The organism is Herbaspirillum sp. C7C2 (assembly GCF_022627865.1).
Lineage (GTDB): Bacteria > Pseudomonadota > Gammaproteobacteria > Burkholderiales > Burkholderiaceae_D > Herbaspirillum > Herbaspirillum frisingense.
Window position 1 is genome coordinate 1 of record NZ_JABXGI010000014.1, and the last position, 23893, is coordinate 23893.

The window sequence follows — 23893 nt, forward strand, 5'->3', positions numbered from 1 at the left end:
GGATGCGTGCGAGTTTCATACTCCAACCCCTTCAATGTTTTTGGCAAATTCGTCCTGCTCGGCATGGATGCCCAGCAGGCAGAGGATCTCGCGACGGGTGGCCGCGAATTCGGACAGGTCGTGCGTCTTTTCGTGATGCACGAGATTGAATTCCTTCAAGACCTTGGCCGGGCGCGGGCTGAACACGAAGATGCGGTCGGCCAGGAACAGCGCCTCGTCCACATCATGGGTGACCAGCACCACCGTCGGCCCCTGCTGGCGGATCAGGTCGCGCAGGGCGTCCTGCAGGGTCATGCGGGTGAGTGCATCGAGGGCGCCGAAGGGCTCGTCCAGCAGCAGGGCCTTGGGCTGCGAGATGAAGGCGCGTGCCAGGGCGGCGCGCTGGCGCATGCCGCCCGAGACCTGGTGCGGGTAATAGTGTTCGAAGCCCTTGAGCTTGACGTTGTCCAGCCAGACGGCGGCCTGCTCGGCGGCCTTCTTCTTGTCGATGTTCTGGAATTCGAGGGCCAGGGCCACGTTCTGCTGCAGGGTCAGCCACGGATAGAGCGCGTTTTCCTGGAACATCAGGGTGCGCTCGGGATGCGGGCCGCGTATGGCCTGCCCATCACCGGCAACGGTGCCGCTGCTGGGCTTCTCCAGGCCGGCAGCCATGTGCAGCAGGGTGGACTTGCCGCAACCGGAGGGGCCGACCAGCGCGACCAGTTCACCCGATGCGATGTCGCGGGTGAATTCCTCGATCACGTGCAGGTCGCCGAAGCGCTTGGCGACGTTGTTGAAAGATAGCTTCATGTCGTCCGGCGGCCGAGCCGCGCAGGTTGAGATGCGGTTGAAATGCCTGGATCAGGATGCCTGGGAGGGATGGCAGAGCGCCCCCGGGCGCGCTTTCCCCCTTTTTGTCAGGGATGCACTGTACTGTTGCCGGCCAGGCCGAACAACTACTTAAAAATCGTATGCTTATTCGTATTTCGAATAAGAAAGACACCCAAAACGCATAAAGACGTCAGGTTTTCGTCAGTTTCCATTCAGTCAACAAGGCCTGGACGTCGGGATAGCGCAGGCGCACGCCCAGTTCCTGCTTGATGCGCTGATTGGCCAGACGGCGCGATTCCGACATGAAGGACAGCATCATCGGCGAGACGCTGCGTTCCAGCTCGACACGCGGCAGGCGCGGCGGACGGGCGAGGCCGGCGGCGTCGGCCACGGCGTCGAAATAGTCGGCCATCTTCAGTTGCGTGTCGTCGACGGCATGATAGATGCGGTTGGGCGCGCCCAGGTGCATGGCAGCGGCAGCGATGCGGGCCAGGTCGTCGCCATGGATGTGGTTGGTATGCACGTCCTCCCCCGCCACCAGCGCCGGCAGGCCCTTTTGCAGGCGTTCCAGCGGCAGGCGGTCGGCGGCGTAGATGCCCGGCACGCGCAGGATGGAAAGGCGACCGTGCCGGCGCCGCGCCCAGGCCCGCAGCACCGTTTCGGCATCGACCCGGCGCACGGCGCGCAGGTTCTGCGGGTTGACGCGGCGGGTCTCGTCGAAGCTTGCGCCAGCGCAATCTCCGTACACCCCAGTGGTGCTGATGTAAACCAGGCGCGCGCCCTCGGGTAAAATGGCGGCCAAATTGCGGGTACGGCGGTCGATGCGGCCGTCCGACTGCGGTGGCGCCAGGTGCAGGATGGTCGGCGCCAGGCGTGCCAGGCGGCCCAGCGTCAAGGGGGCGTCAAGGTTGGCGACGATGGGAATGGCGCCGGCCGCGCGCAGTTCGGCGCAGCGCTCGGGGTGGCTGGTCACGGCCAGCACGCGATAGCGCGGCAGCAGCAGCGGCAGCAGGCGCAGGCCGACATCGCCACAGCCCAGGATCAGTACGCGGGGCAGGCCCAGTTTTTTCACGGTATTCAATCCAAATTTATCCAGAAGCAGAATTGTATGAGTTTCCAAGTCACAGTCCAGCCTAGCGGCCGTCAGTTCTCCTGCGACGCAGGTGAATCCATCCTCACCGCGGCCATTCGCGCCGGCGTGGGCCTGCCCTACGGCTGCAAGAACGGCGCCTGCAGCTCCTGCAAGGGCAAGTTGGTGGCCGGCCAGGTGGAGCATGGCCCGCACCAGGAACGCGCCCTCTCGGCGCACGAGCAGCAACTGGGCTATGCCCTGTTCTGCGTGGCCAAGCCGCAGAGCGATGTCACCATTGAGGCCCGCGAAGTGGCCGGCGTGGGCGAAATCCCGGTGCGCAAGCTGCCGGTGCGCGTGGCCAAGCTGGACAAGGTGGCTGACGACGTCATCGTGCTCTCGCTGCAACTGCCGGCCAACGACCGCCTGCAGTACAAGGCCGGCCAATATGTGGAATTCCTGCTGCGCGACGGCAAGCGCCGCAGCTACAGCATGGCCACCGCCCCGCACAAGGATGAGCACATGAGCCTGCACATCCGCCACCTGCCGGGCGGCCTGTTCACCGACCAGGTCTTCACCACCCTGAAGGAACGCGACATCCTGCGCATCGAAGGCCCGCTGGGGACCTTCTTCCTGCGCGAGGACTCCGACAAGCCCATCATCCTGCTGGCCTCCGGCACCGGTTTCGCGCCCATCAAGGCCATCGTCGAGCAGCTGGAACATGCCGGCTCCACCCGCCCGGTCACGCTGTACTGGGGCGGTCGCCGGCCGCAGGACCTGTACATGGACGCGCTGTGCCAGCAGTGGCAGCGCGACCTGCCCAACTTCACCTACGTGCCGGTGGTGTCCAACGCCCAGCCGGAAGACCAGTGGAGCGGTCGCAGCGGCTTCGTCCACCGTGCCGTGATGGAAGACTTCCCCGACCTCTCCGGCCACCAGGTCTACGCCTGCGGCGCGCCCATCGTGGTCGAATCGGCACAGCGCGACTTCAGCGCCCAGTGCGGCTTGCCGGAAGACGAGTTCTACGCCGACTCCTTCACCTCCGAAGCCGACCTGGCCAAGGCCGTCTCGGACAGCCCGGCAAGCTGAGCAGCGTACTGTCATGCCGGCGTCACGCGCATTTGCGAAGATGCCGCCCAAACCTGACGCCACGCGGCCCGGCGCGATGCGATGAAATTGCAACGGTGGCCCGCCGGATGCGCCCGTGAGCGGGTCCGGCGGGAAATTTCTTTTTGACGCTATGCGCAAAACGTCCTAATATTCACCGAATGATCGCCAACGCCACATTTTTACGACGTCGCAGCCAACCTGAGAAAGGTTTGCTGCTGCGCGCGTGAAGTGAAACGAATCGCGAAGCCACAGGCAAACCCTGTGGCTTTTTTTTATCCGCCATCCGGGTCTGTCGTGCGCCTACCGCTTCCTGCCAGTGTGTCAGCAACGGTCTGTCCCGCACCATTCCTATCACCCTATCGCAAGCAATCCTTGCAGGAGTCCATCGATGCAATACAGCCAGTCCGACGCCAACAAGCTGATGTACGTCACCAACCGCCCCGAGCTGGTCTTCACCGAAGGCCAGGGCATGTGGCTGACCGACCATAACGGCAAGCGTTACCTCGACTACCTCCAGGGCTGGGCCGTCAATACCCTGGGTCATGCGCCGCAATGCATCGCCGACGCCCTGGCCGCGCAGAGCAAGAAGCTGATCAATCCCTCCCCGGCCTTCTACAACCAGCCCTCCATCGAGCTGGCCAAGCTGCTGACCGAGAACTCGGTGTTCGACCGCGTGTTCTTCGCCAACAGCGGCGGCGAGGCCAACGAAGGCGCCATCAAGCTGGCCCGCAAGTGGGGCAAGAAGAACCCGGCCGCCAACGGTTCGGCACGCTTCGAGATCATCACCTTCAAGCACAGCTTCCACGGCCGTACCCTGGCCACCATGTCGGCCAGCGGCAAGGACGGCTGGGACACCATGTTCGCCCCGCAGGTGCCGGGCTTCCCCAAGGCCATCTTGAATGACCTGGACAGCGTCAAGGCGCTCGTCGGCGAACACACCGTGGCCGTGATGCTGGAGCCGGTGCAGGGCGAAGGCGGCGTGATCCCCGCCACCAAGGAATTCATGCAGGGCCTGCGCGCCCTGACCAAGGAAAAGAACCTGCTGCTGATCGTCGACGAAGTGCAGAGCGGCATGGGCCGTACCGGCCAGCTGTTCGCCTACCAGCATTCCGGTATCGAACCCGACATCATGACCCTGGCCAAGGGCATCGGCGGCGGCGTGCCGCTGGCAGCCCTGCTGGCGCGTGAAGAGATCGCCTGCTTCGAAGCCGGTGAACAAGGCGGCACCTACAACGGCAATCCGCTGATGACCGCAGTGGGCGTGGCCGTGATCAAGGAACTGCTCAAGCCCGGCTTCATGGAAGGCGTGCGCGAGCGCGGCCAGTACCTGCGCCAGCGTTCGCTGGAAATCTCGGAAAAGTACGGCTTCGAAGGCGAGCGTGGCGAAGGCCTGCTGCGTGCGCTGCAACTGGGTCGCGACATCGGCCCGCAGATCGTCGAAGCGGCGCGTAACCTGGAACCGGTGGGTCTGCTGCTGAACTCACCGCGTCCCAACCTGCTGCGCTTCATGCCGGCCCTGAACGTGACCAAGGAAGAAATCGACCAGATGTTCGACATGCTGGAAGTGGTCCTGGCCAAGATCGGGAAATAAGCGATGGCGGGGCGCGTGCGGATTGTTTCGAACCGGATGGCCAGCGCGCCATCCCCCCGGTCGACCCTGGCCGCAGTGGCCGCATTGGCCACCGCGCTGGTGCTGGCCGCCTGCGGCACGGCACCGACCGCGCCCCCCATCGAACGGCTGCCCGGCGCCCCGCAATCGCAGGTGCCGTCTCTGCCGGCCAGTGAAAATGGCAATGAAGTGGCGCTCTATGCGCTCTCGCTGATCGATACCGGATATCGCTTCGGCGGCAAGAATCCCTCGGCCGGCCTGGATTGCAGCGGCATGGTCTCCTACATCTTCGGCCAGGCCGCCAATTACCGCATCAGCGGCAGCGCCGCCGACATCGCGCGCCGTGGTCGCCAGATCGATCCCTCGCAGTTGCGGGCCGGTGACCTGGTGTTCTTCAACACCATGAACAAGCCCTTCTCGCACGTGGGCATCTACCTCGGTGACGGCCGCTTCGTGCATGCGCCCTCCACCAACGGCAAGGTGCACATCACGCGTATGGACAACCCCTACTTCGCCACCCGCTTCGAGATGGCGCGTACCTATTTCAACTGAGTGTCGACCTTGCGGGCCGTGCGCTTGCGCGGCTTGCCCTCCTGCTGCTGGCGATTGCCGTATTCGCGGATCAGGTTGGCGCTGTAGCGCGTGAAGGCGATATCCATGTGCCGCCGCATGGCCGCACGCGCCTGCTCGGGATTGCGCTCGCGCAGGGCCTGCATGATCAGGCCGTGCTCATCGATGGCTTCCTGCCACACGCGGGTCCCGTCGAAGTGGCTGTGCAAGCGTTCGAACAGCGGACCCAGGCGGGCATCGAACAATTGCGTCACCAGCCCGACCAGCACGCTGTTGCCGGTGGCCTCGGCCATCCGGATATGGAACAGCCGGTCAGCCTCCAGCGGATCGATGCCGGCCTCGGCATTGGAAATCATCAGCGCATAGGCCTCCTCGATGGCGGCGATCTGCTGCCGGCTGCCATGCTGGGCGGCGGCATAGGCCACCTCCCCTTCGATCATCTCGCGGGCACGGATCAGCTCCAGCGGCCCCTCCTCGCCGGACAGGTCGCTGCGCCGCTCACGCTGCACCGGCGGGCAGACATAGATGCCCGAGCCCATCCTGACCTCGATATGCCCTTCCACCTCCAGCGCGATCAGGGCCTCGCGCAAGGAGGGCCGGCTCACCCCCAGTTGCAGCGCCAGGTCGCGCTCGGAAGGCAGGCGCGAACCGACCGCAAACTCGCCATCCACGATCAGCTTGCGCAACTGGTCGCTGATCTGCCGGTACAGCCGCTGCGGTTCGATCGCTTCGATGGGCATGTTGTGTGTGATCAGCTCAGGGTGGCGGGAAACTCCAGTCCGTAGGCGGCGGCGCTCTCGCGCAGCATGGGTGCAATGGTCGGATGCAGCGCCACGCCCTGGGCCATCTGCTCGGCACGACGCTGCATGCCCCGGTCGCCCGGCATGCGCACCTGGCCCACGCCCGGACGCGGCGGATTGTTACGGCAGGATGCGGCGATATGGTCCATCTGGCGCCGGAAGTCCTGTTCACCACCAAAGGCCGAAGGATCGTAGAGCGACATGAACACCGTCGCGCCCCATCCAGCCGCCGGATCGGCGCGGCCGAAACCGGACAGCCCGCCGGTCAGCGCCTCGATCAGCACCGCCAGCCCGAAGCCCTTGTGCCCGGCCGACAAGCCCCCCAGCGGCAGGATGGTGCCGGGCGGATCGGTGGCCAGCACGGCCGGGTCGCGGCTGGGATTGCCCTGACCATCGATCAGCCATTCTTCCTCGAACTGCTTGCCGGCCTTGTGCAGGCGATTGCTCATGCCATTGGTGGTGATCGAGGCCGAGATATCGACCAGGAATGGCGTGCCGGAGGTGGGAATGCCGGCCGCAATCGGATTGGGCGTAAATACCGCCTGGGTGCCGCCGAACGGCGCCACGCTCTGCACCGCCGGGTCGGAACTGGCCAGGATCATCATGAAGCCCTCCTGCGTGGCGCGCAGCAGATAGGCGGCCAGGCAGGCGATGTGATGGCTATGGTGGATGGTCAGCGAAGCGGTGCCGTAGTCACGCGCCTTGGGGATGAGCGCATCGATGCCCTGATGCACCAGCCACGGCCCCGGCAGGCGACGGCCGTCCCAGGCCAGCGCGGCGGCGCGTTCGGACAGCACTTCCGGCTGGCCGGTCTTGGTCATGCTGCCTTTTTTCAGCTCCTTGACATAGGGCGCCAGCAGCGCCAGTCCATGGGTGTCGTGGCCCAGCAGGTCGCCGTCCACCAGGGTGGTGGCGACGCTGTCGGCCTTGTCGGCTTCCAGCCCGGCTTTCTGCAGCAGCGTGGTGGCGAACTGACGCAGCGCATCAGCGGAAAAACGTTCGGGTGCAGCCATTGCAACAACCATCCTTTCCTTGCTTGAATCATTGACAGAAACTGAAATGTCCTACGCGGCGGCCATGCTCTTCCTGCGCACCAGCTTGAGCACCACCGGCAGCAACCACAGCAGCAGCGTGATCACGCCCAGCGTGCCGGCGATGGGACGCTCGAAGAAGGCCAGGAACTGACCGTCCGACTTGATCATCGAGGTCACGAAATGCTCTTCCAGCATGCCGCCCAGCACCACGCCCAGGACCGCCGGCGCCACCGGAAAACCGTTCTCTTCCATCACATACGCCAACAGGCCGAACACCAGCATGATGCCCACATCGGTCACGCTGTTGTTGGTGGCGTAGGAACCGACGATGCAGAACAACAGGATCAGCGGCATCAGGATGCCACGCGGAATGGACAGGATACGCTTGGCCATCTTGATGCACCAGAAGCCCAGCGGCAGCATCAGCAGGTTGGCCAGGATGAAGACGAGGAAGATCGCATACATCGACACCGGATTTTCGACGAAGATCATCGGCCCCGGATTGAGGTTCTTCATGTACAGCACACCGATGACGATGGCCGTGATGGAGTCTCCCGGGATGCCGAACACCAGCGCCGGAATCCACGCACCGGCCAGCGCCGAGTTGTTGGCCGCGCCCGATTCGACGATGCCTTCCGGATGGCCGGTGCCGAACTTCTCCGGTTCCTTGGACATCTTCTTGCTCATCGCATACGACATCCAGGCCGCGATATCGGCGCCGGCCCCCGGCAAGGCACCCACCAGCGTACCGAGCACGCTGCCGCGCAGTACCGACTTCGGGTACTTCACCATCAGGCCCAACATGCCCTTGAAGACGTTGCCCACCTCGCTCTTGGCGACCTTCATGGTGAAGTCGCGCGAGACCGCGAAGCGCAGCACCTCCGACATGGCAAACATGCCCACCATCAGCGGCACCAGCGAGACCCCGCCCAGCAGGTCGGGCTGATCGAAGGTGAAGCGCGGCGCACCTGCCGGGTTGCCCATGCCGACCGAGGCGATGAACATGCCTAGGAACAGCGATACGAAACCCTTCAGCGGGTTATCGGACGCAATGAAGATGGCACAGGTCAACCCCAGCAGCACCAGCCAGAAGTATTCGAAGGAGGAGAACTTCAGCGCCAGCTCGGCCAGCGCGGGCGCGGCCAGGATCAGGACGATGGTACCGAACAGGCCACCGATGACCGAGAACACCAGGCTGGCGCCGAGTGCGATTTCGCCCTGCCCCTTCATGGTCATGGCATAGGCTTCGTCGGTGTAGGCCGCTGACGAGGGCGTGCCGGGAATGCGCAGCAGGCAGCCCGGAATATCGCCCGAGAAGATCGCCATGGCCGTGGCCGACACCATGGCCGCGATGGCCGGCACCGGCGGCATGAAGAAGGTCACCGGCACCAGCAGCGCCACCGCCATGGTGGCCGACAGTCCCGGTACGGCTCCCATGAACAGGCCGAAGATAGACGCACCGAGGATGACCGCCAGCACGTAGGGATCGAACACCATCCCGAAGGCGGCATAGATATTGGCAAGCATGTGGTCTCCTTACCAGGCCAGCGGCGTCAGGATGCCCCAGGGCAGTGGCACCTTGAGCAGTTTGTAGAAGATGGTGTGAATGATCAGCGCGCTGACCAGGGCCACCGGCACGGCCACCATCAGACGGGTGCGGAAGGTCAGGAACAGTACCAGCAGCAGCACCACGGCGGTGGGCAGGAAGCCCAGCGGTTCCGACACCCAGATGTAGAACAGCAGCGAGGCCGGAACGAGCAGGAAGGCCAGCACTGCATGGCGGCTGCCGAACCAGTCCGGCAGCGTGAACCAGTGCGCGTCCTGGTCATCGGCACCGGTGGTGGAGATCGTGGAGATGGTGGAGCCGTGGGACGAACGCGTCTTGCGCAAGCCACGCAGGCCGCGCAGCACCAGCAATACGGCGCAGATCATCAGGCCGCCGGCCAGCGCCTGCGGAAACACGTTGGGACCGATATCCTGCCCCATCGCAGGCAGGCGGGAAGAGGCAATCCAGAGCACCACCGCAAACAGCGCGACCAGCAGTCCGGACAAGGCATCATTGATTTTCATGGAAACGACCCTGGAAAAGAAACGACGACGGCGGCGCGCCCCCCCCTTCAACGAGGCAGGGCGCGCTCGCGGCATTACTTGGCCATGCCAAGCGTCTTCAGGATGGCGCCCATGTCCTGGTCGCTCTTGTCCATGAACTTGCCGAACTCGGCCGAATCGGCATACATCACGCCGAAACCGCGTCCGCTCATGAAGTCCTTGTACTCCTTGCTGTCGTAGATCTTCTTCAGGCTGGCCGAGAGCTTGCCCTGCACGTCGGCCGGCAAGCCCTTGGGCGCGACGATGCCGCGCCAGGCGCCATTGGTCCAGGTGCTGCCGGTGAGGCTCTTCAGGGTCGGCACCTTGGGATAGAGCGCCGCCGGCTCATTGGACATCACCACCAGCGGTACCGCCTTGCCGGCATCGATCAGCGAACGGGCCTCGGGCAGCGATGCCGCCACGATATCCACGCCACCGGCCGCCAGGTCCACCATGGCCGGTGCCGCACCGTTGGAAGGTACGAAGCGCACCGCATTGGGCGCCACCTTCAGGTCGTTGAGCATGCCCGCCAGGCCGAGGTGCCAGATGCCGCCTTGTCCGGTGCCGGAGGCCTTGAGCTTGCCCGGATTGGCCTTGACCGCCTTGAGCAGGTCATCGAAATTCTTGTAGGGGGAATCGTGGCTCACCGTCAGGGCGGCCGGGTCGAAGTTCATCAGCGCCAGCGGCGTGAAGTCGCGCGGGGTCAGCTTGGTCAGGCCCTGGTGGTGCATCATCGAGATTTCCACGGTGGCGATGCCGATGGTGTAGCCATCCGGTGCCGCACTGGCGATGGCCTGGTGGCCCACTGCGCCATTGCCCCCGGTACGGTTGACCACGTTGACCGGTTGGCCCAGGTCTTTTTCCAGCAAGGCGCCGATGATGCGCGCCGTGGCATCGGTGCCACCCCCGGCGCCCCAGGGCACGATCAGGGTCACAGGACGTTCCGGCCAGGCGGCAAAGGCCATCGGCGCGGCCAGCATGCTGCAGGCGGCGCTGGCCGCGAGCAGGCTCTTCAATAGGGTTCTGCGGGTGAAATGCATCGTCTCCTCCGTTGTCGGTTGCGGCTAACACTGGGTTACGGCCAACGTTTGGCAAAGGACTTTCGTTGGCGCTGCATGACCTGCATGAGCGCACCGAAACGGCAGGACAGGATGGTGTCCATGCGCTTTCTGGATGTCTCCGACTGTCTCGTCGTTGTGCAGGCCTAGTGCCTTGCTGCTTTCTTATGCTCCGGTTCGGGCCGGATGTTTGTTCTGGACGCTTTCCCGTCGTCCTTCATTCGTCTTTCATCCAGGCAGGCATGAAAGCGACAGGTAATGTGGTCTGACCAGCGGGACCTAGAATTTCACATCACTTCGGCAGTGTCAAGGATGAATGGAACGCATCAAAATAATTCATGCTTGGTGCTTAGCAACATTTTTTGCCGGCCGCAAACCCTTGTCAGCACTGGCTTATAGCCGCATGGCCGATTTCACCCCATGTTGCAGGGGCGCAGCAGAAAGCACCGGTGTGGTGTCGCGGAAAAAGCTTTCCCGCGTTCTGGTATTACCACTTGACCAAACAAATCCTGCTGCAATAGACTCGCAGCCAATCGAACAAGTCACGTCGCATCCGCAGGCTGGCCCAGGTGGTTTCCACCCGTTGACCGCAGCGCATGCAGAACGGACGGCACAGACCCAGCCGCCACGGCAGACGCCGGCGGCTTCAGGCAACGGAGACATCTCATTGGCTTACCAAGGCAGAGCAACGAGTCTGAACCGCAGGACCTCGGCTGGCTGGGCGCATAGCGTCTGTGCCGCCTCGGCTTCCAGCGTGCGCGCCCGTCGCGCCCTGCATCGCGCCTCTTCCTTCGGGTCCCTGCTGGCCTTTTTGCTGATCGATTTTTCCCGCTATTTCTTTGACCAGGGCGACAGTCACCCGGTCCCCGTGCGCCAGTCCTGACCGGGCCGGCGCGCAGCAGCACGCAAGCATCACGCAAGCACCAAACCGCATTGCACGCACTGCAGGCCCATCCGGCCTGCAGCAGATGGATTTGCACGGGCAGCGCCACCCAATCCGGCCTGCCTGTCAGGGAAGATCATGACTGACGACACCAAAAAACCCACCCGCCGCAGCCAGGCCTGGTTCGGCCGCCAGGACCGCGATGGTTTCATCTACCGCTCCTGGGTCAAGAACCGCGGCATCCCGCACGACCAGTTCGATGGCCGTCCGGTGATCGGCATCTGCAACACCTATTCCGAACTCACCCCCTGCAACTCGCACTTCCGCGCCCTGGCCGAACAGGTCAAGATCGGCATCTGGGAAGCCGGCGGCTTCCCGCTTGAGTTCCCGGTGATGTCGCTGGGCGAGACCCTGCTGCGCCCCACCGCCATGCTCTACCGCAACCTGGCCAGCATGGATGTGGAAGAGTCGATCCGCGCCAATCCGCTGGACGGCGTGGTGCTCTTGATGGGCTGCGACAAGACCACCCCGGCCCTGTTGATGGGCGCGGCCTCGGTGGACGTGCCGACCATCGGCGTGTCCGGCGGCCCCATGCTCTCGGGCAAGTACCGTGGCCGTGAACTCGGTTCCGGCACCGGCGTATGGCAGATGTCGGAAGATGTGCGCGCCGGCAAGATGACGCAGGAAGAATTCTTCGAGGCCGAGAGCTGCATGCACCGCTCGCATGGGCACTGCATGACCATGGGTACCGCTTCCACCATGGCCAGCATGGTCGAGGCGCTGGGCGTGGGTCTGCCGCACAACGCCGCCATTCCCGCCGTGGATGCGCGCCGCAACGTACTGGCCCGCAATGCCGGCCGCCGCATCGTGCAGATGGTCGAGGAAGATCTGGTGCTGTCCAAGATCCTGACGCGCCAGGCGTTTGAAAATGCGATCCGCGTCAATGCCGCCATCGGTGGCTCCACCAATGCGGTGATCCACCTGCTGGCCATCGCCGGTCGCATCGGCATCGATCTCGACCTCAAGGACTGGGACGACATCGGCCAGAAGCTCCCTTGCCTGCTTGACCTGCAGCCCTCGGGCAAATTCCTGATGGAAGATTTCTACTATGCCGGTGGCCTGCCGGCGGTGATCCGCCAGCTGGAAAGCGTGATCGACAAGACCGCCCTCACCGCCAACGGCAAGACCCTGTGGGAAAACTGCGAGGACGCGCCGAACTGGAACGAGGAAGTCATCCGCTCCTTCGACAAGCCATTCAAGGAAGCGGCCGGCATCGCCATCCTCAAGGGCAACCTGGCCCCCGATGGCGCTGTGATCAAGCCCTCGGCCGCCACCCCTGCCCTGTTGAAGCATCGCGGCCGCGCCGTGGTCTTCGAGAACAGCGACGATCTGCACAAGCGCATCGACGACGAGAACCTGGACGTCGACGAAACCTGCGTGCTGGTGCTCAAGAACTGCGGCCCCAAGGGTTATCCCGGCATGGCCGAAGCCGGCAACATGCCGCTGCCGCCGAAAGTCCTGCGTAAAGGCATCACCGACATGGTGCGCGTCTCGGATGCGCGCATGAGCGGTACCGCCTATGGCACCGTGGTCTTGCACGTCTCGCCGGAAGCCGCCGCTGGCGGACCGCTGGCGCTGGTGCAGAACGGCGACTTCATCGAACTGGATGTGGAAGCCCGCAAGCTGCACCTGGATGTGTCGGAGGAAGAACTGGCGCGGCGCCGCGCCCAGTGGCAAAAGCCGGAACTGCCGCCGCAGATGCAGCGTGGCTGGGTCAAGCTCTACGTGGACCACGTGCAGCAGGCCAACCAGGGTGCCGACCTCGATTTCCTGGTCGGCAAGAGCGGCCCCTATGTGCCCAAGGATAACCACTAGGCAAGCAGAACGATCCGCGTCCCGGCTGGCTGGCCGGGACGTGGGTAGCAAAGAATATTTTCAAGAAACCCGATTGCAGCGAACTCCACCTGAAGCAACATCGAGCAGCACTGAGCATCATCGAGCGTCATTAAGCAAGGATTAACGGCAACTCAATCAGCATTAGCAGCACATTAATATCAGCATCAGTCGTACCCGGGATCATGGTACAGCCACACAAGCGGCGGCCATGCTCCAGGAAGTAATTGCATCAGGTGGACCAAGACAACCATCACGGAGACGAGCAATGAAAGTACTGATTACCGATTACGATTTCCCCGATGTCGACCTGGAGCTGGCGCTCTACAAGGAAGCCGGTGTGGAAGTCGTGACCGCGCAATGCCGCACCGAAGACGAGGTGATCGCCGCCTCCGAGGGCTGCCAGGGCCTGCTGGTGCAATACGCACCGGTGAACGCCAAGGTGTTCGCGGCACGTCCTGAAATCCGGATCGCCAGCCGCTATGGCGCCGGCTTCGACACCATCAATACCGCCGACGCTGCGCAGCACGGCGTCTGGGTCGCCAACTCGCCCGACTATGGCGTGGGCGAAGTCTCTACCCATGCCCTGGCGATGGCGCTGGACCTGATCCGCAACATCACCGTCTATGACCGCGCCGTCAAGGCCGGTGAATGGCACTACACCACGGCCGGGATCATCCCGCGCGCCTCCGACCTCACCATCGGTATCATCGGCCTGGGTCGCATCGGCAAGCGCATGGCGCATATCTCGCGCAATCTCTTCAAGCGCGTGATCGCCTATGACCCCTACATCATCGACGGCGACTTCCCCGCCTACGTGGAGCGCGTCGGCCGCGAGGAACTGTTCCGCCAGGCCCATGTGGTCTCGCTGCACACGCCGCTCAACGATGAAACGCGCAACATGATCGATGCCTCGCTGCTGAACCTGTTGCAGCCGCAGAGCTATCTGGTCAACTCCGCCCGTGGCGGCCTGATCAAGATCGACGACCTGCTGGCGGCACTGGAAAACGGCAAGCTCAAGGGCGCTGCGCTGGATGTGTTGCCGGTCGAACCACCCGAGACATCGGCGGCTATCGTCCAGCATCCACGTGTGCTATTGTCGCCGCACGCGGCATTCTTCTCCGATGTCGCAGCGCGCGAACTGCGGCGCAAGGCGGCCCAGAACCTGATCGACTGGGACCGCAACGGACGGCCCTCCTACGTGGTCGTCGCTGGCAAGAATCCATAATCATCAACCCCGCCACGGGGCGCCAATGCAGCACCATCGCCGGCCGCCAGCCGGCGATGCATCAGTGTAGAAAACAGAAAAAAAAGGAGGATCGACCAGATCCCCCACATGCCCGAGCAGGGTGTGCATGAACAAAGTGCGTTGTGGCCGTCTCCGCCTGGAACCGGTTCCGCAGCGTCGATACGAGGATACACACGAGGAGCATTTGATGGCATCAGTACAGATTCGCGCAGTCAAGAAACAGTTCGGCAGCACCCAGATCATCCGGGGCGTCGACATCGATATCGCCGATGGCGAGTTCACGGTTTTGGTCGGCCCTTCCGGCTGCGGCAAGTCGACACTGCTGCGCATGCTGGCCGGGCTGGAGGAGATCACCGGCGGCGAAATCCTGATCGGCGGCACGGTGGTCAACAACGTCCAGCCCAAGGACCGCGACATCGCCATGGTGTTCCAGAACTACGCGCTCTACCCGCATATGACGGTGCGCGACAACATGGCCTTCTCGCTCACGCTGGCCAGGAAGGACAAGTCCTTCGTCGATGAGCGCGTCAAGAAAGCCGCCGACATCCTCGGCCTGAACCAGCTGCTGGACCGCTACCCGCGCCAGCTCTCCGGTGGCCAGCGCCAGCGCGTGGCGATGGGTCGCGCCATCGTGCGCGATCCGCAGGTGTTCCTCTTCGACGAACCCCTCTCCAACCTCGACGCCAAGCTGCGCGTGCAGATGCGCACCGAGATCAAGGAACTGCACCAGCGCTTGAAGACCACCTCCATCTATGTGACCCACGACCAGATCGAAGCCATGACCATGGCCGACCAGATCGTGGTCATGCGGGATGGCCTGGTGGAACAGCGCGGCCGTCCGCTGGACCTGTACGACCACCCGGCCAACCTGTTCGTGGCGGGCTTCATCGGCTCACCGGCCATGAACTTCATCCCTGCCACGCTGCGCAAGACCGGCGGCGCGGCCGAGGTCGAGTTCGCCGACGGCACCCGCGTACCAGCCCCTTACGGCAGCGCCCTGCAGGGTAGCGATGGCCAGAAGGTGACCTATGGCGTGCGTCCCGAACATCTCTCCATCGGGGGCGCCGGCCAGGGCATCGCCACCAAGGTCATCGTGGTTGAACCGACCGGCGCCGATACCGAAGTGTTCTCGCGCTTCGGCGAAACCAGCCTGACGTCCATCTTCCGCGAACGCCATGACTTCGGCGCCGGCGACCTGATCCACCTGGTCCCGGACCATGCCCGCACGCACCTGTTCGACGCCGAATCGGGCAAGTCGCTGGCGGCCCGCTGAACCGCAAGCTCCATTACCGCAGTACCCAGGCAACACCAGTAGCGCAGCATCAGAAGAACAAGAGTCCATCCGCAGGGGAGCGATTCCGTCGCGATCCGAAAGCGGTCCAATTCGACTTTCAACCGAAGGAGTAGGAGACATGAGCAAGCTGACACGACGCGAATTCCTGGTCACCAGTGCGGCCGCAGCGGCCGCTTCCGGCATGGGCGTCAATGCCTTTGCCGCCGGCCCCGGCGCTGCCGGCGCCGACAGCATCAAGTACCCGATCGAACAAGGTGCGACCCTGCGCGTGCTGCGCTGGAAGCGCTTCGTCCAGGGTGACGAAGACCTGTGGAACGCCAACGTCAAGAAATTCACCGAACTGACCGGCGTGGCCGTGCGTACCGACAGCGAAGGCTGGGAAGACGTGCGTCCGAAGTCGGCCGTGGCCGCCAACGTGGGCAGCGGCCCGGACATCGTGCTGGGCTGGTTCGACGACCCGCAGCAGTATCCGACCAAGCTGATCGACATGACCGACCTGGCCGATTCGCTGGGCAAGCGCTATGGCGGCTGGTACGACGTCTGCCGCAAATACGGCACCAAGGACGGCAAGTGGATCGCCCTGCCGCTGGGCGTGATCGGCAATGCCCTGGTCTATCGCGAAAGCCAGATCAAGGCCGCCGGCTTCGACGCCATCCCCAAGGACACCGCCGGCTTCCTGAAGCTGTGCCAGGCCTTGAAGGCCAAGGACACCCCGGTCGGTTTCGCTCTCGGCAAGGCCGTGGGTGATGCCAACAACTGGGCGCACTGGCTGCTGTGGTCGCACGGCGGCAAGCTGGTCGACAAGAGCGGCAAGGTCGCCATCAACTCGCCCGAGACCCGTGCCGCACTCGAATACGCCAAGCAGCTGTACGCCACCTTCGTACCCGGCACCCTGTCCTGGCAGGACCCGTCCAACAACAAGGCCTACCTGGACGGCCAGATCAGCATGACCGCCAACGGCATCTCGGTCTACTACGCGGCCAAGAACTCCACCGATCCGAAGATGCAGGACATCGGCAAGGATACGCAGCACGCGCACTTCCCGATCGGCCCGGCCGGCAAGCCCACCGAGCTGATGCAGATCACCCAGATGATGGTGTTCAAGCACACCAAGTTCCCCAATGCCGCCAAGGCCTTCGTGCAATTCATGTTCGAGCCGGACCAGTACAACCCGTGGATGAAGGCCTCCATCGGCTACGTCAGCCAGCCGCTGAAGGCCTACGAGAAGAACCCGGTATGGACCGACGACCCCAAGGCCACCGTCTACCGCGACTCGGCTTCGCTGATGCTGGACCACGGTCACGAAGGCCCGCTGGGACAAGCCTCGGCCGCCTGCATGGCGGACTACGTGGTGGTGGACATGGTGGCCGAAGCTGCCAGCGGTTCCAAGACCGTGCAGCAGGCCATCGACCGCGCCGCCGAACGCGCCAAGCGCTACTACAAGGCTTGATGCCGACGGCATGATGGCGGGACGGCGCCGCGCCGGGTTCCCTCGGGACAGCGGGCAAGGGGCAGGTTGTCAGGGCCTGCCGACCCGGCGCGACGGCGTCCGGCCATCACCAGAAGCGAACTCCGTATCGGCCGCAGGCCTGTCCTGCGGCCCTTTCATCGAGGCAAATCATGCTATCCCGATTCCTGAACAACCGTAACGTACTGGGCATGCTGTTCATGGCCCCGGCCGTGATCCTGCTGGTGGTGTTCCTGACCTACCCGCTGGGACTGGGCATATGGCTGGGCTTCACCGACACCAAGATCGGTGGCGAAGGCAGCTTCGTCGGCCTGGACAACTTCACCTACCTGGCCGGCGATTCGCTGGCACTGCTGTCGCTGTTCAACACCGTGTTCTACACGGTCAGCGCCAGTATCCTCAAGTTCTGCCTGGGCCTGTGGCTGGCCATCCTGCTCAACAAGAACGTGCCGCTGAAGACCTTCTTCCGCGCCATCGTGCTGTTGCCCTGGATCGTGCCGACCGCGCTGTCGGCGCTGGCGTTCTGGTGGCTGTATGACGCACAGTTCTCCGTCATCAGCTGGGCGCTGACCAAGATGGGCCTGATCAACCACTACATCGACTTCCTGGGCGACCCCTGGAATGCGCGCTGGTCCACCGTCTTTGCCAACGTCTGGCGCGGTATCCCGTTCGTGGCCATTTCGCTGCTGGCCGGGCTGCAGACCATCTCGCCTTCGCTGTACGAAGCGGCCGCCATCGACGGCGCCACGCCCTGGCAGCAGTTCCGCCATGTGACGCTGCCGCTGCTGACCCCGATCATCGCGGTGGTGATGACCTTCTCGGTGCTGTTCACCTTCACCGACTTCCAGCTGATCTACGTACTGACCCGCGGCGGTCCGTTGAATGCCACCCACCTGATGGCCACGCTGTCGTTCCAGCGCGCGATCCCCGGTGGTGCCCTGGGTGAAGGTGCGGCGATGGCCACTTACATGATCCCGTTCCTGCTGGCAGCGATCATGTTCTCGTACTTCGGCCTGCAACGTCGCGGCTGGCAACAAGGAGGTGACAAATAATGGCCAAGAAAAAAGACGACCAACAGGAAACCCAGGGCATGGATTTCCTGCAATCGACACCGCGCCGCTGGGTGACGATCTACATCCCGCTGCTGATCTTCCTGTTCGTGCTGCTGTTCCCGTTCTACTGGATGGTGATCACCGCCTTCAAGCCTGACGGCGAACTGCTCTCCCAGACCGGCAATCCCTTCTGGGTGGTGGCACCGACCCTGGCGCACTTCAAGAAGCTGCTGTTCGACACCCAGTATCCGGCCTGGCTGCTGAACACGGTGATCGTCTCGGTGGTGTCGACCTTCGCCTCGCTGGCGGCCAGCGTCTTTGCTGCCTATGCGATCGAACGGTTGCGCTTCCAGGGTTCCAAGCAGGTCGGCCTGGGCATCTTCCTGGCCTACCTGATCCCGCCCTCGATCCTGTTCATCCCGCTGGCGGCGATCGTGTTCAAGCTGGGCCTGTTCGACACCCGCTGGGCGCTGATCCTGACCTACCCGACCTTCCTCATCCCGTTCTGCACGTGGCTGTTGATGGGTTACTTCCGCTCGATTCCGTATGAGCTGGAAGAGTGCGCGCTCATCGACGGCGCCACCCGCTGGGAGATCCTGGTCAAGATCATCCTCCCGCTGGCCGTGCCCGGCCTGATCTCGGCCGGCATCTTCGCCTTCACGCTGTCGTGGAACGAGTTCATCTACGCCCTGACCTTCATCTCTTCATCCGAAGTGAAGACGGTACCGGTGGGCATCGTCACCGAGCTGGTCGATGGCGACGTCTACCACTGGGGCGCCCTGATGGCCGGCGCCCTGCTGGGCTCGCTACCGGTGGCGGTGGTGTATTCCTTCTTCGTCGAGTATTACGTCTCGGGGATGACGGGGGCGGTGAAGGAATAAGAACCTCGTCCCACAAAGAGAAAGCCCGACGTCCTCGCGAACGTCGGGCTTTTTCATTGCTGCGTATTACCTGCAGCTCAAGCAGAAGAACCTATTGCTTGGCCAGCGGCGCACTGCCCGCCTCCACTGTCTTCTTCTCCGGCAATTGCTTGCGCACCTTGGCCACATCGGAGGCGCTCACCGACGAGGCCTGGTTACCCCAGCTGCTGCGGATGAAGGTCACCACATCGGCCACTTCCTGATCCGACAGGCGGCTGCCGAAGGCCGGCATGGCGAACTGCGTCGGGGCCTTGTGGGTCCAGGGCATTTCTGCACCTTCCAGCACGATGCGGATCAGCGATGCCGGATTTTCCGCATTGACCGTGGGCGACAGCGCCAGGGTCGGGAAGGTCTCGTCATAGCCCTTGCCGCTGCTGCGGTGGCAGGCCGCGCAGTTGTTCAGGAAGGCCATGGCGCCCGGACTCTGGTCGCTGCCCTTGCGCAAGGCCTGGTGGGTCTTGTCGTCATAGGCCAGCGCGGCCGTGCCTTCCTTCACCGGTTTCAGGGACTTCAGGTACGTGGCCATGGCCGCCAGGTCTTGCTCGGTCAAGTACTGGGTACTGTTGGCGACCACCTCGGCCATGCCGCCAAAGGCAGCGGAATGGCTGTTGCGGCCGGTCTTGAGGAAGGCCACGATGTCGGCCTCGCTCCAGTTGCCCAGACCGTCGCGGGCATCGCCGCGCAGGTTGTTGGCCAGGTAGCCATCGATCACGCCGCCGGAGAGGAATGCGCTGCTGTCATTGCTCAGCGCCTTCTCCTGCATGCCCACGCCACGCGGGGTGTGGCAGGCGCCGCAGTGGCCCAGGCCCTCGACCAGGTATTGGCCGCGGACCAGAGGACTGTTGTCCTCGGGACCATCGACCGCTACCGCCGGTGCGAATACCTTGCGCCAGAGCGACAGCGGCCAGCGCATCGACAGCGGCCAGGTGATGTCCACGCCACGGTTGGGCGTGGGATCAGCCTGCACGCCGTTCATGAAGTAGGCATACAAGGCCTTCACGTCGGCCGGCTTGACCTTGGCGTAGGACGGATAGGGCATGGCCGGGTAGAGCGACGCGCCATCCTTGCGGATGCCGTGGCGCAGGGCCTGGTCGAAATCGGCCTCGCTGTAGCTGCCGATGCCCTGTTCCTTGTCGGGCGTGATGTTGGACGAATACACCGTGCCGATGGGCGTGGCGATGGCCAGACCACCCGCGAACGGCTTGCCGCCCTTGGCCGTGTGGCAGGCCACGCAGTCGCCGGCCTTGGCCAGGTATTCGCCGCGCTGTACCAGTTGCTGGTCGACGGACGGCGCCGCTGTCGTGCCTTGCGCTGCTGCGGTCAACGCGGACAGCGACATGACTGCCGCGCAGGCGGCGATGAAATAATGCTTGATCATGGTCGTTATCCTTATGCCTGCACCAGCGGGCCGGGGTTTTTCAGATACTGCTCGCGGATCGCCTTGGCGGAGTGATACGCCAGCGCCGTGACCAGCCCGGTCGGGTTGTAGCCCATGTTCTGCGGGAACGCCGAGGCGCCATACACGAACACGTTGGGAACATCCCAGCTCTGCAGGTACTTGTTGACCACGCTGTTCTTGGGCGTGGTGCCCATGATCGCGCCACCGGTCAGGTGGGTGGACTGGTAGACCCGGGTATCCCAGGACGAACCAGTCTTGCGCACGGCCTTGACCACCTTCTCGGGGTTCATGGCGTGGCCCACCTTTTCCATCTCGCCGGCGATGTAGGTCAGCATCTTGCCTTCGTTTTCCTTCCAGTTCAGGGTCATGCGCAACAGCGGCTGGCCGTTGGCATCCTTGTAGGTCGGGTCCAGCGACAGGTAGCAGTCACGATAGGCCATCACCGAACCGGACATGCCGATGGTCAGGGTGCGCTGGTAGGCGTCCTGCACGCTGGCCTTCCACTCGGAACCCCAGTTGGGCACCTTCTCGCCCGGCATGGTGCCGGCCTGCTTGATGGGACGACCGCCATAGCGCACGTGACGGATCGAGGCGCCGCCGATGAAGCCCAGCGGACCGTGGTCGAACTGGTCGGCGTTGAGGTCGTCCATGCCCACGCCACCGGCACCGGTGCCGATGAAGGGGTTGAACTGGGTGCCCTTGGGCATGACCACGTTGATGCCGCCGTTGTACTGATAGGCGAAGTTCTTGCCCACCACGCCTTCACCGGTGACCGGGTCATAGGGCTTGCCGATGCCGGACAGCAGCAGCAGGCGCACGTTGTGGGTCTGGAAGGCGGTCAGCAGCACCAGGTCAGCCGGCTGTTCCACTTCGCGGCCCTGGGCGTCGATGTAGGTGACGCCGGTGGCGCGCTTGCCCGAGGCGTCCAGGTTGACCTTGATCACCTGGGCCTTGGTGCGCACCTCGAAGTTCTTGCGTTTCAACAGCACCGGCAGGATGGTGGTCTGCGGCGAGGCCTTGGAATACATGTAGCAGCCGTAGTTTTCGCAGAAGCCGCAGTAGTTGCAGGGGCCGATGCGCACGCCATACGGGTTGGTAAAAGGCTGCGAAGCATTGGCAGCGGGTGCCGGATACGGGTGGTAACCGACGTCGCGCATGGCCTTTTCCACCAGCGAGGCGCTGTACTGGTATTGCAGCGGCGGGGTCGGGAATTCGTCGGTGCGTTCGCCTTCCAGCGGGTTGCCGCCGGGGACGATCTTGCCCTTGAGGTTGCCGGCCTTGCCGGAGACGGCCATGACCTTTTCCGAGAAGTCGTAGAACGGCTCCAGTTCCTTGTAGGTCACGCCGTGATCCTGGATGGTCATGTCCTCGGGAATGAATTTCTTGCCGTACTTCTGCTCGTGGTGGGTGCGCATCTCCAGCTCTTCGGGCAGGTTGCGGTACATCATGCCGTTCCAGTGGAAACCGGCACCGCCCACGCCATCGCCGAGCAGGAAGGAACCATGCTGGCGATACGGGACAGCCACGTCGGAGAGGGTGTGACGAATGGTCACGGTCTCGCGCGAGAGGTCCTGGAACAGTGCGCCGCGCACGGAGTATTTCAGTTCATCGACGGCCTTGGGATAGGGCGTATCGGTATTGGTGTCGCGCATGTCGCCGCGTTCCAGCGCCAGCACGTTCAGGCCCGCTTCGGTGAGTTCCATGCCCATGATGGAACCGGTCCAGCCCAGGCCCACCATCACTACATCCACTTTGTCTTTTTTGATAGCCATGATCAGCCCTTCTCTCCCAGAATCGACACGGGGCCGTATGGATATTTCACGTTGTATTGATCGACCCAGTCGGCGTAGTCGGCACGCGCGCCGGGGAAGCCGACCATCTTCCAGCCGCCCATCTTCTGGTTGCCGCCGTACATCGGGTCGGCAAAGTAGCCTTCCTTGGTATTGCCCAGCATGAAGCTGAAGAAGGTCTTGGCCGGGACGGTCTCGAAGGCGATCTTGCCGCCTTCCATCATCTTCAGCACTTCCAGCTGCTTGGCCTTGTCCAGTTCGGCGAAGACCTTGCCGTGGTTCTTGCTGCACCAGTCGTTGCAGGCGGCGATACCCTGGCGATAGATGTCACGCGGCACCAGCGAGAGCTGGTAACCCAGTTCGGGAACGCTGTCAGGATGGAAAGGGCCTTGCATGTACCACAGCTTGCCGGCGCCATAGGGGGTTTCCATCTGGCGGTCGATGAACTCCGGCACGCCCGTTTCGAGGGCGCCGGCACCGTACTGGTCGGAGGGAATCAGGTGATCGACGGCGGCGTTGATGAAGGCCCATTCGGCCGCGTTGAAGTAGGTGGGGGTGTAGGCGCGGGGCTTGCCCGGTGAGCCGCTGTCGGCGATTGCCTGCTGGCTGACTGCGACGGTAGTGGCGCCACCTAGCGTTGTCGCTGCTGGGACGATGGCCAATACCTGGCGCAGGAAACGCCGCCTCGGCTCTTTATCTTGTGACATGACTATCCTTTGGACGTGGGATTTGACGAGGGAAAACACGGACGCTACGCCACGGCCGGAAACAGGGATACACCCCGCCCCTTGATGGACGTCTATCTCTTGTTGTTGTGGTGATGCCCCCTGCCGGCCGGCTCCTGGCGCCGACCGGCAGGGTCAGGAACACGGTCCGAACTCAGGCCAGCACTTCGCCGAAGAAGGCCTGCAGCGCCACGGCGGCGCGCTCGGCGGTCTGGCGGTGATAGAAGAAGCCGGGGTTGTTGGCATCCGGATCGGTGAAGGAGTGGCCGGCCTGGCCATAGTTGACCAGTTGCCAGTCGATCTTCAGCGCGCTCATCTCGTCGATGAAGCCATTGACCTGCTCACGCGGGACCGAAGGGTCCTGTACGCCATGCAGCACCAGCACCGCGCCCTTGATCTTGCTTTCGGCCGGCGCCGGGGTATCGAGCGCACCGTGCAACGAGACCGTGCCGCGCAGTTCGGCGCTATCACGGGCCAGTTCCAGCGCGGCCGTGCCGCCGAAGCAGAAGCCGCAGGCGCCGATCTTGTCGGCCGCGAGCTTCACGAAGGTCTGCTCGCGCAAGACCTTCAGCGCTGCCCGCATGCGCCGGCGCAGTTCCGCACGGTCCTTCTTGAGGGGAATGATGGCGGCCAGGGCCTGGTCACCATCGGTAGGACGTACCGACTTGCCGAAGACGTCGGCCACCAGGATGGCATGGCCGGCTCCGATGGTAGTGGCGGCGATTTCCAGTGCCTGCTGACGCAGGCCGAAATAGTTGGGTACCGACAGCACGCCCGAGACAGGCAGCTGGGCCTTGTTGTAGAGCAGGACGCTTTCGTAATCGACGCCGTCGGCGCTGTGGGAAATCGTTTCGAGGGCAAGATCGGTCACCGCAATGCCGAGCTTGGCGGCAATGGCGGCGGTGTTCCAGGACGTGGACATGGAGGCTCCTTTGGGTGGAAAACGCCGGCCGGTGTGGAGGCCGGCCGGCGCTCAGGAAACTTTTATTTGGGCGCGGATTGCGGCTGCAGATTGACAACGCAAGCCGGAAACCAGCTCAGCAATGCCTTCACCTTGACCGCATCAGGGCAA

At 63.7% G+C, this 23893-nt stretch carries 21 protein-coding genes; 10 read left to right on the plus strand and 11 right to left on the minus strand.

Annotated elements, in window-relative coordinates; genetic code table 11:
* Positions 1–15 precede the first annotated feature (15 nt).
* Together HWE04_RS16815 and HWE04_RS16820 are read right to left on the minus strand one after the other, a co-directional pair.
* The gene (locus tag HWE04_RS16815) at positions 16–789 is read right to left on the minus strand and encodes an ABC transporter ATP-binding protein (protein ID WP_006462776.1); all 774 of its coding nucleotides are present in this window, start codon (positions 787–789) and stop codon (positions 16–18) included.
* 211 nt (positions 790–1000) lie between these two features.
* Complete coding sequence (locus tag HWE04_RS16820) at positions 1001–1882, minus strand: sugar nucleotide-binding protein (RefSeq protein WP_241813131.1); 882 nt, start codon at positions 1880–1882, stop codon at positions 1001–1003.
* 36 nt (positions 1883–1918) lie between these two features.
* On the opposite strand from HWE04_RS16820, the gene HWE04_RS16825 reads away from it, so the two are divergent.
* From HWE04_RS16825 to HWE04_RS16835, 3 genes are all read left to right on the plus strand, one after another.
* Positions 1919–2968, plus strand: a complete 1050-nt coding sequence (locus HWE04_RS16825) for a CDP-6-deoxy-delta-3,4-glucoseen reductase (protein WP_241813132.1) — start codon at positions 1919–1921, stop codon at positions 2966–2968.
* 409 nt (positions 2969–3377) lie between these two features.
* On the plus strand, positions 3378–4580 hold the full coding sequence (locus tag HWE04_RS16830; RefSeq protein WP_241813133.1) for an acetylornithine transaminase: 1203 nt from the start codon (positions 3378–3380) through the stop codon (positions 4578–4580).
* A gap of 36 nt (positions 4581–4616) precedes the next feature.
* Positions 4617–5150, plus strand: a complete 534-nt coding sequence (locus HWE04_RS16835; RefSeq protein WP_241813200.1) for a C40 family peptidase — start codon at positions 4617–4619, stop codon at positions 5148–5150.
* On the opposite strand, the gene HWE04_RS16840 is transcribed toward HWE04_RS16835, so the two are convergent.
* The 5 genes from HWE04_RS16840 to HWE04_RS16860 form a co-directional block, all read right to left on the minus strand.
* Positions 5138–5908: a FadR/GntR family transcriptional regulator gene (locus HWE04_RS16840; protein WP_006462781.1), complete on the minus strand. Its 771-nt coding sequence runs from the start codon at positions 5906–5908 to the stop codon at positions 5138–5140. The two genes, HWE04_RS16835 and HWE04_RS16840, sit on opposite strands and share 13 nt — an antisense overlap.
* 11 nt (positions 5909–5919) lie before the next feature.
* Complete coding sequence (locus tag HWE04_RS16845; RefSeq protein WP_241813134.1) at positions 5920–6981, minus strand: Ldh family oxidoreductase; 1062 nt, start codon at positions 6979–6981, stop codon at positions 5920–5922.
* A gap of 51 nt (positions 6982–7032) precedes the next feature.
* Positions 7033–8529, minus strand: a complete 1497-nt coding sequence (locus HWE04_RS16850; RefSeq protein WP_241813136.1) for a tripartite tricarboxylate transporter permease — start codon at positions 8527–8529, stop codon at positions 7033–7035.
* 9 nt (positions 8530–8538) lie between these two features.
* The gene (locus HWE04_RS16855; RefSeq protein ID WP_241813137.1) at positions 8539–9072 is read right to left on the minus strand and encodes a tripartite tricarboxylate transporter TctB family protein; all 534 of its coding nucleotides are present in this window, start codon (positions 9070–9072) and stop codon (positions 8539–8541) included.
* Positions 9073–9146: 74 nt separating this feature from the next.
* Positions 9147–10130 (minus strand): Bug family tripartite tricarboxylate transporter substrate binding protein, encoded by a 984-nt coding sequence (locus HWE04_RS16860; protein WP_241813139.1) that lies wholly within the window; start codon positions 10128–10130, stop codon positions 9147–9149.
* 334 nt (positions 10131–10464) lie between these two features.
* Here HWE04_RS16860 and HWE04_RS16865 point away from each other — a divergent pair, with 334 nt between their 5' ends.
* The 7 genes from HWE04_RS16865 to HWE04_RS16895 all read left to right on the plus strand — a co-directional run bounded on the left by HWE04_RS16865 (position 10465) and on the right by HWE04_RS16895 (position 18868).
* Positions 10465–11031, plus strand: a complete 567-nt coding sequence (locus HWE04_RS16865; protein WP_241813140.1) for a hypothetical protein — start codon at positions 10465–10467, stop codon at positions 11029–11031.
* 138 nt (positions 11032–11169) lie between these two features.
* Positions 11170–12906 carry an IlvD/Edd family dehydratase gene (locus HWE04_RS16870; protein WP_241813141.1) on the plus strand — a complete coding sequence of 579 codons (1737 nt, stop codon included), beginning with the start codon at positions 11170–11172 and terminating at the stop codon, positions 12904–12906.
* Between the two features lie 286 nt (positions 12907–13192).
* Positions 13193–14152 carry a C-terminal binding protein gene (locus HWE04_RS16875; protein WP_077238319.1) on the plus strand — a complete coding sequence of 320 codons (960 nt, stop codon included), beginning with the start codon at positions 13193–13195 and terminating at the stop codon, positions 14150–14152.
* Positions 14153–14360: 208 nt separating this feature from the next.
* Positions 14361–15446, plus strand: coding sequence for an ABC transporter ATP-binding protein (locus HWE04_RS16880; RefSeq protein ID WP_006462789.1), 1086 nt, complete (start codon positions 14361–14363; stop codon positions 15444–15446).
* Positions 15447–15585: 139 nt separating this feature from the next.
* Positions 15586–16917 (plus strand): ABC transporter substrate-binding protein, encoded by a 1332-nt coding sequence (locus HWE04_RS16885; protein WP_241813142.1) that lies wholly within the window; start codon positions 15586–15588, stop codon positions 16915–16917.
* Between the two features lie 170 nt (positions 16918–17087).
* Positions 17088–17987, plus strand: coding sequence for a carbohydrate ABC transporter permease (locus HWE04_RS16890; RefSeq protein ID WP_241813143.1), 900 nt, complete (start codon positions 17088–17090; stop codon positions 17985–17987).
* Positions 17987–18868, plus strand: a complete 882-nt coding sequence (locus HWE04_RS16895) for a carbohydrate ABC transporter permease (protein WP_006462792.1) — start codon at positions 17987–17989, stop codon at positions 18866–18868. Before HWE04_RS16890 ends, HWE04_RS16895 begins: the two co-directional genes overlap by 1 nt.
* A gap of 91 nt (positions 18869–18959) precedes the next feature.
* On the opposite strand, the gene HWE04_RS16900 is transcribed toward HWE04_RS16895, so the two are convergent.
* The 4 genes from HWE04_RS16900 to HWE04_RS16915 form a co-directional block, all read right to left on the minus strand.
* The gene (locus HWE04_RS16900; RefSeq protein WP_241813144.1) at positions 18960–20285 is read right to left on the minus strand and encodes a cytochrome c; all 1326 of its coding nucleotides are present in this window, start codon (positions 20283–20285) and stop codon (positions 18960–18962) included.
* An 11-nt stretch (positions 20286–20296) separates the two neighbouring features.
* Positions 20297–22078, minus strand: coding sequence for a GMC family oxidoreductase (locus tag HWE04_RS16905; RefSeq protein ID WP_077238324.1), 1782 nt, complete (start codon positions 22076–22078; stop codon positions 20297–20299).
* A gap of 2 nt (positions 22079–22080) precedes the next feature.
* A complete protein-coding gene (locus tag HWE04_RS16910) occupies positions 22081–22803 on the minus strand; it encodes a gluconate 2-dehydrogenase subunit 3 family protein (protein ID WP_077238325.1) in 723 nt (240 codons plus the stop codon).
* A gap of 172 nt (positions 22804–22975) precedes the next feature.
* Complete coding sequence (locus HWE04_RS16915) at positions 22976–23743, minus strand: dienelactone hydrolase family protein (RefSeq protein WP_241813146.1); 768 nt, start codon at positions 23741–23743, stop codon at positions 22976–22978.
* Between the last annotated feature and the right edge of the window lie 150 nt (positions 23744–23893).

Bases quoted from the DNA above. Each gene is read 5' to 3' on its own strand.
- HWE04_RS16815 (WP_006462776.1), bottom strand. From the start codon at position 789: ATGAAGCTATCTTTCAACAACGTCGCCAAGCGCTTCGGCGACCTGCAC.
- HWE04_RS16825 (WP_241813132.1), top strand. From the start codon at position 1,919: ATGAGTTTCCAAGTCACAGTCCAGCCTAGCGGCCGTCAGTTCTCCTGC.
- HWE04_RS16830 (WP_241813133.1), top strand. From the start codon at position 3,378: ATGCAATACAGCCAGTCCGACGCCAACAAGCTGATGTACGTCACCAAC.
- HWE04_RS16835 (WP_241813200.1), top strand. From the start codon at position 4,617: ATGGCCAGCGCGCCATCCCCCCGGTCGACCCTGGCCGCAGTGGCCGCA.
- HWE04_RS16840 (WP_006462781.1), bottom strand. From the start codon at position 5,908: ATGCCCATCGAAGCGATCGAACCGCAGCGGCTGTACCGGCAGATCAGC.
- HWE04_RS16845 (WP_241813134.1), bottom strand. From the start codon at position 6,981: ATGGCTGCACCCGAACGTTTTTCCGCTGATGCGCTGCGTCAGTTCGCC.
- HWE04_RS16850 (WP_241813136.1), bottom strand. From the start codon at position 8,529: ATGCTTGCCAATATCTATGCCGCCTTCGGGATGGTGTTCGATCCCTAC.
- HWE04_RS16855 (WP_241813137.1), bottom strand. From the start codon at position 9,072: ATGAAAATCAATGATGCCTTGTCCGGACTGCTGGTCGCGCTGTTTGCG.
- HWE04_RS16860 (WP_241813139.1), bottom strand. From the start codon at position 10,130: ATGCATTTCACCCGCAGAACCCTATTGAAGAGCCTGCTCGCGGCCAGC.
- HWE04_RS16865 (WP_241813140.1), top strand. From the start codon at position 10,465: ATGGAACGCATCAAAATAATTCATGCTTGGTGCTTAGCAACATTTTTT.
- HWE04_RS16870 (WP_241813141.1), top strand. From the start codon at position 11,170: ATGACTGACGACACCAAAAAACCCACCCGCCGCAGCCAGGCCTGGTTC.
- HWE04_RS16875 (WP_077238319.1), top strand. From the start codon at position 13,193: ATGAAAGTACTGATTACCGATTACGATTTCCCCGATGTCGACCTGGAG.
- HWE04_RS16880 (WP_006462789.1), top strand. From the start codon at position 14,361: ATGGCATCAGTACAGATTCGCGCAGTCAAGAAACAGTTCGGCAGCACC.
- HWE04_RS16885 (WP_241813142.1), top strand. From the start codon at position 15,586: ATGAGCAAGCTGACACGACGCGAATTCCTGGTCACCAGTGCGGCCGCA.
- HWE04_RS16890 (WP_241813143.1), top strand. From the start codon at position 17,088: ATGCTATCCCGATTCCTGAACAACCGTAACGTACTGGGCATGCTGTTC.
- HWE04_RS16895 (WP_006462792.1), top strand. From the start codon at position 17,987: ATGGCCAAGAAAAAAGACGACCAACAGGAAACCCAGGGCATGGATTTC.
- HWE04_RS16900 (WP_241813144.1), bottom strand. From the start codon at position 20,285: ATGATCAAGCATTATTTCATCGCCGCCTGCGCGGCAGTCATGTCGCTG.
- HWE04_RS16905 (WP_077238324.1), bottom strand. From the start codon at position 22,078: ATGGCTATCAAAAAAGACAAAGTGGATGTAGTGATGGTGGGCCTGGGC.
- HWE04_RS16910 (WP_077238325.1), bottom strand. From the start codon at position 22,803: ATGTCACAAGATAAAGAGCCGAGGCGGCGTTTCCTGCGCCAGGTATTG.
- HWE04_RS16915 (WP_241813146.1), bottom strand. From the start codon at position 23,743: ATGTCCACGTCCTGGAACACCGCCGCCATTGCCGCCAAGCTCGGCATT.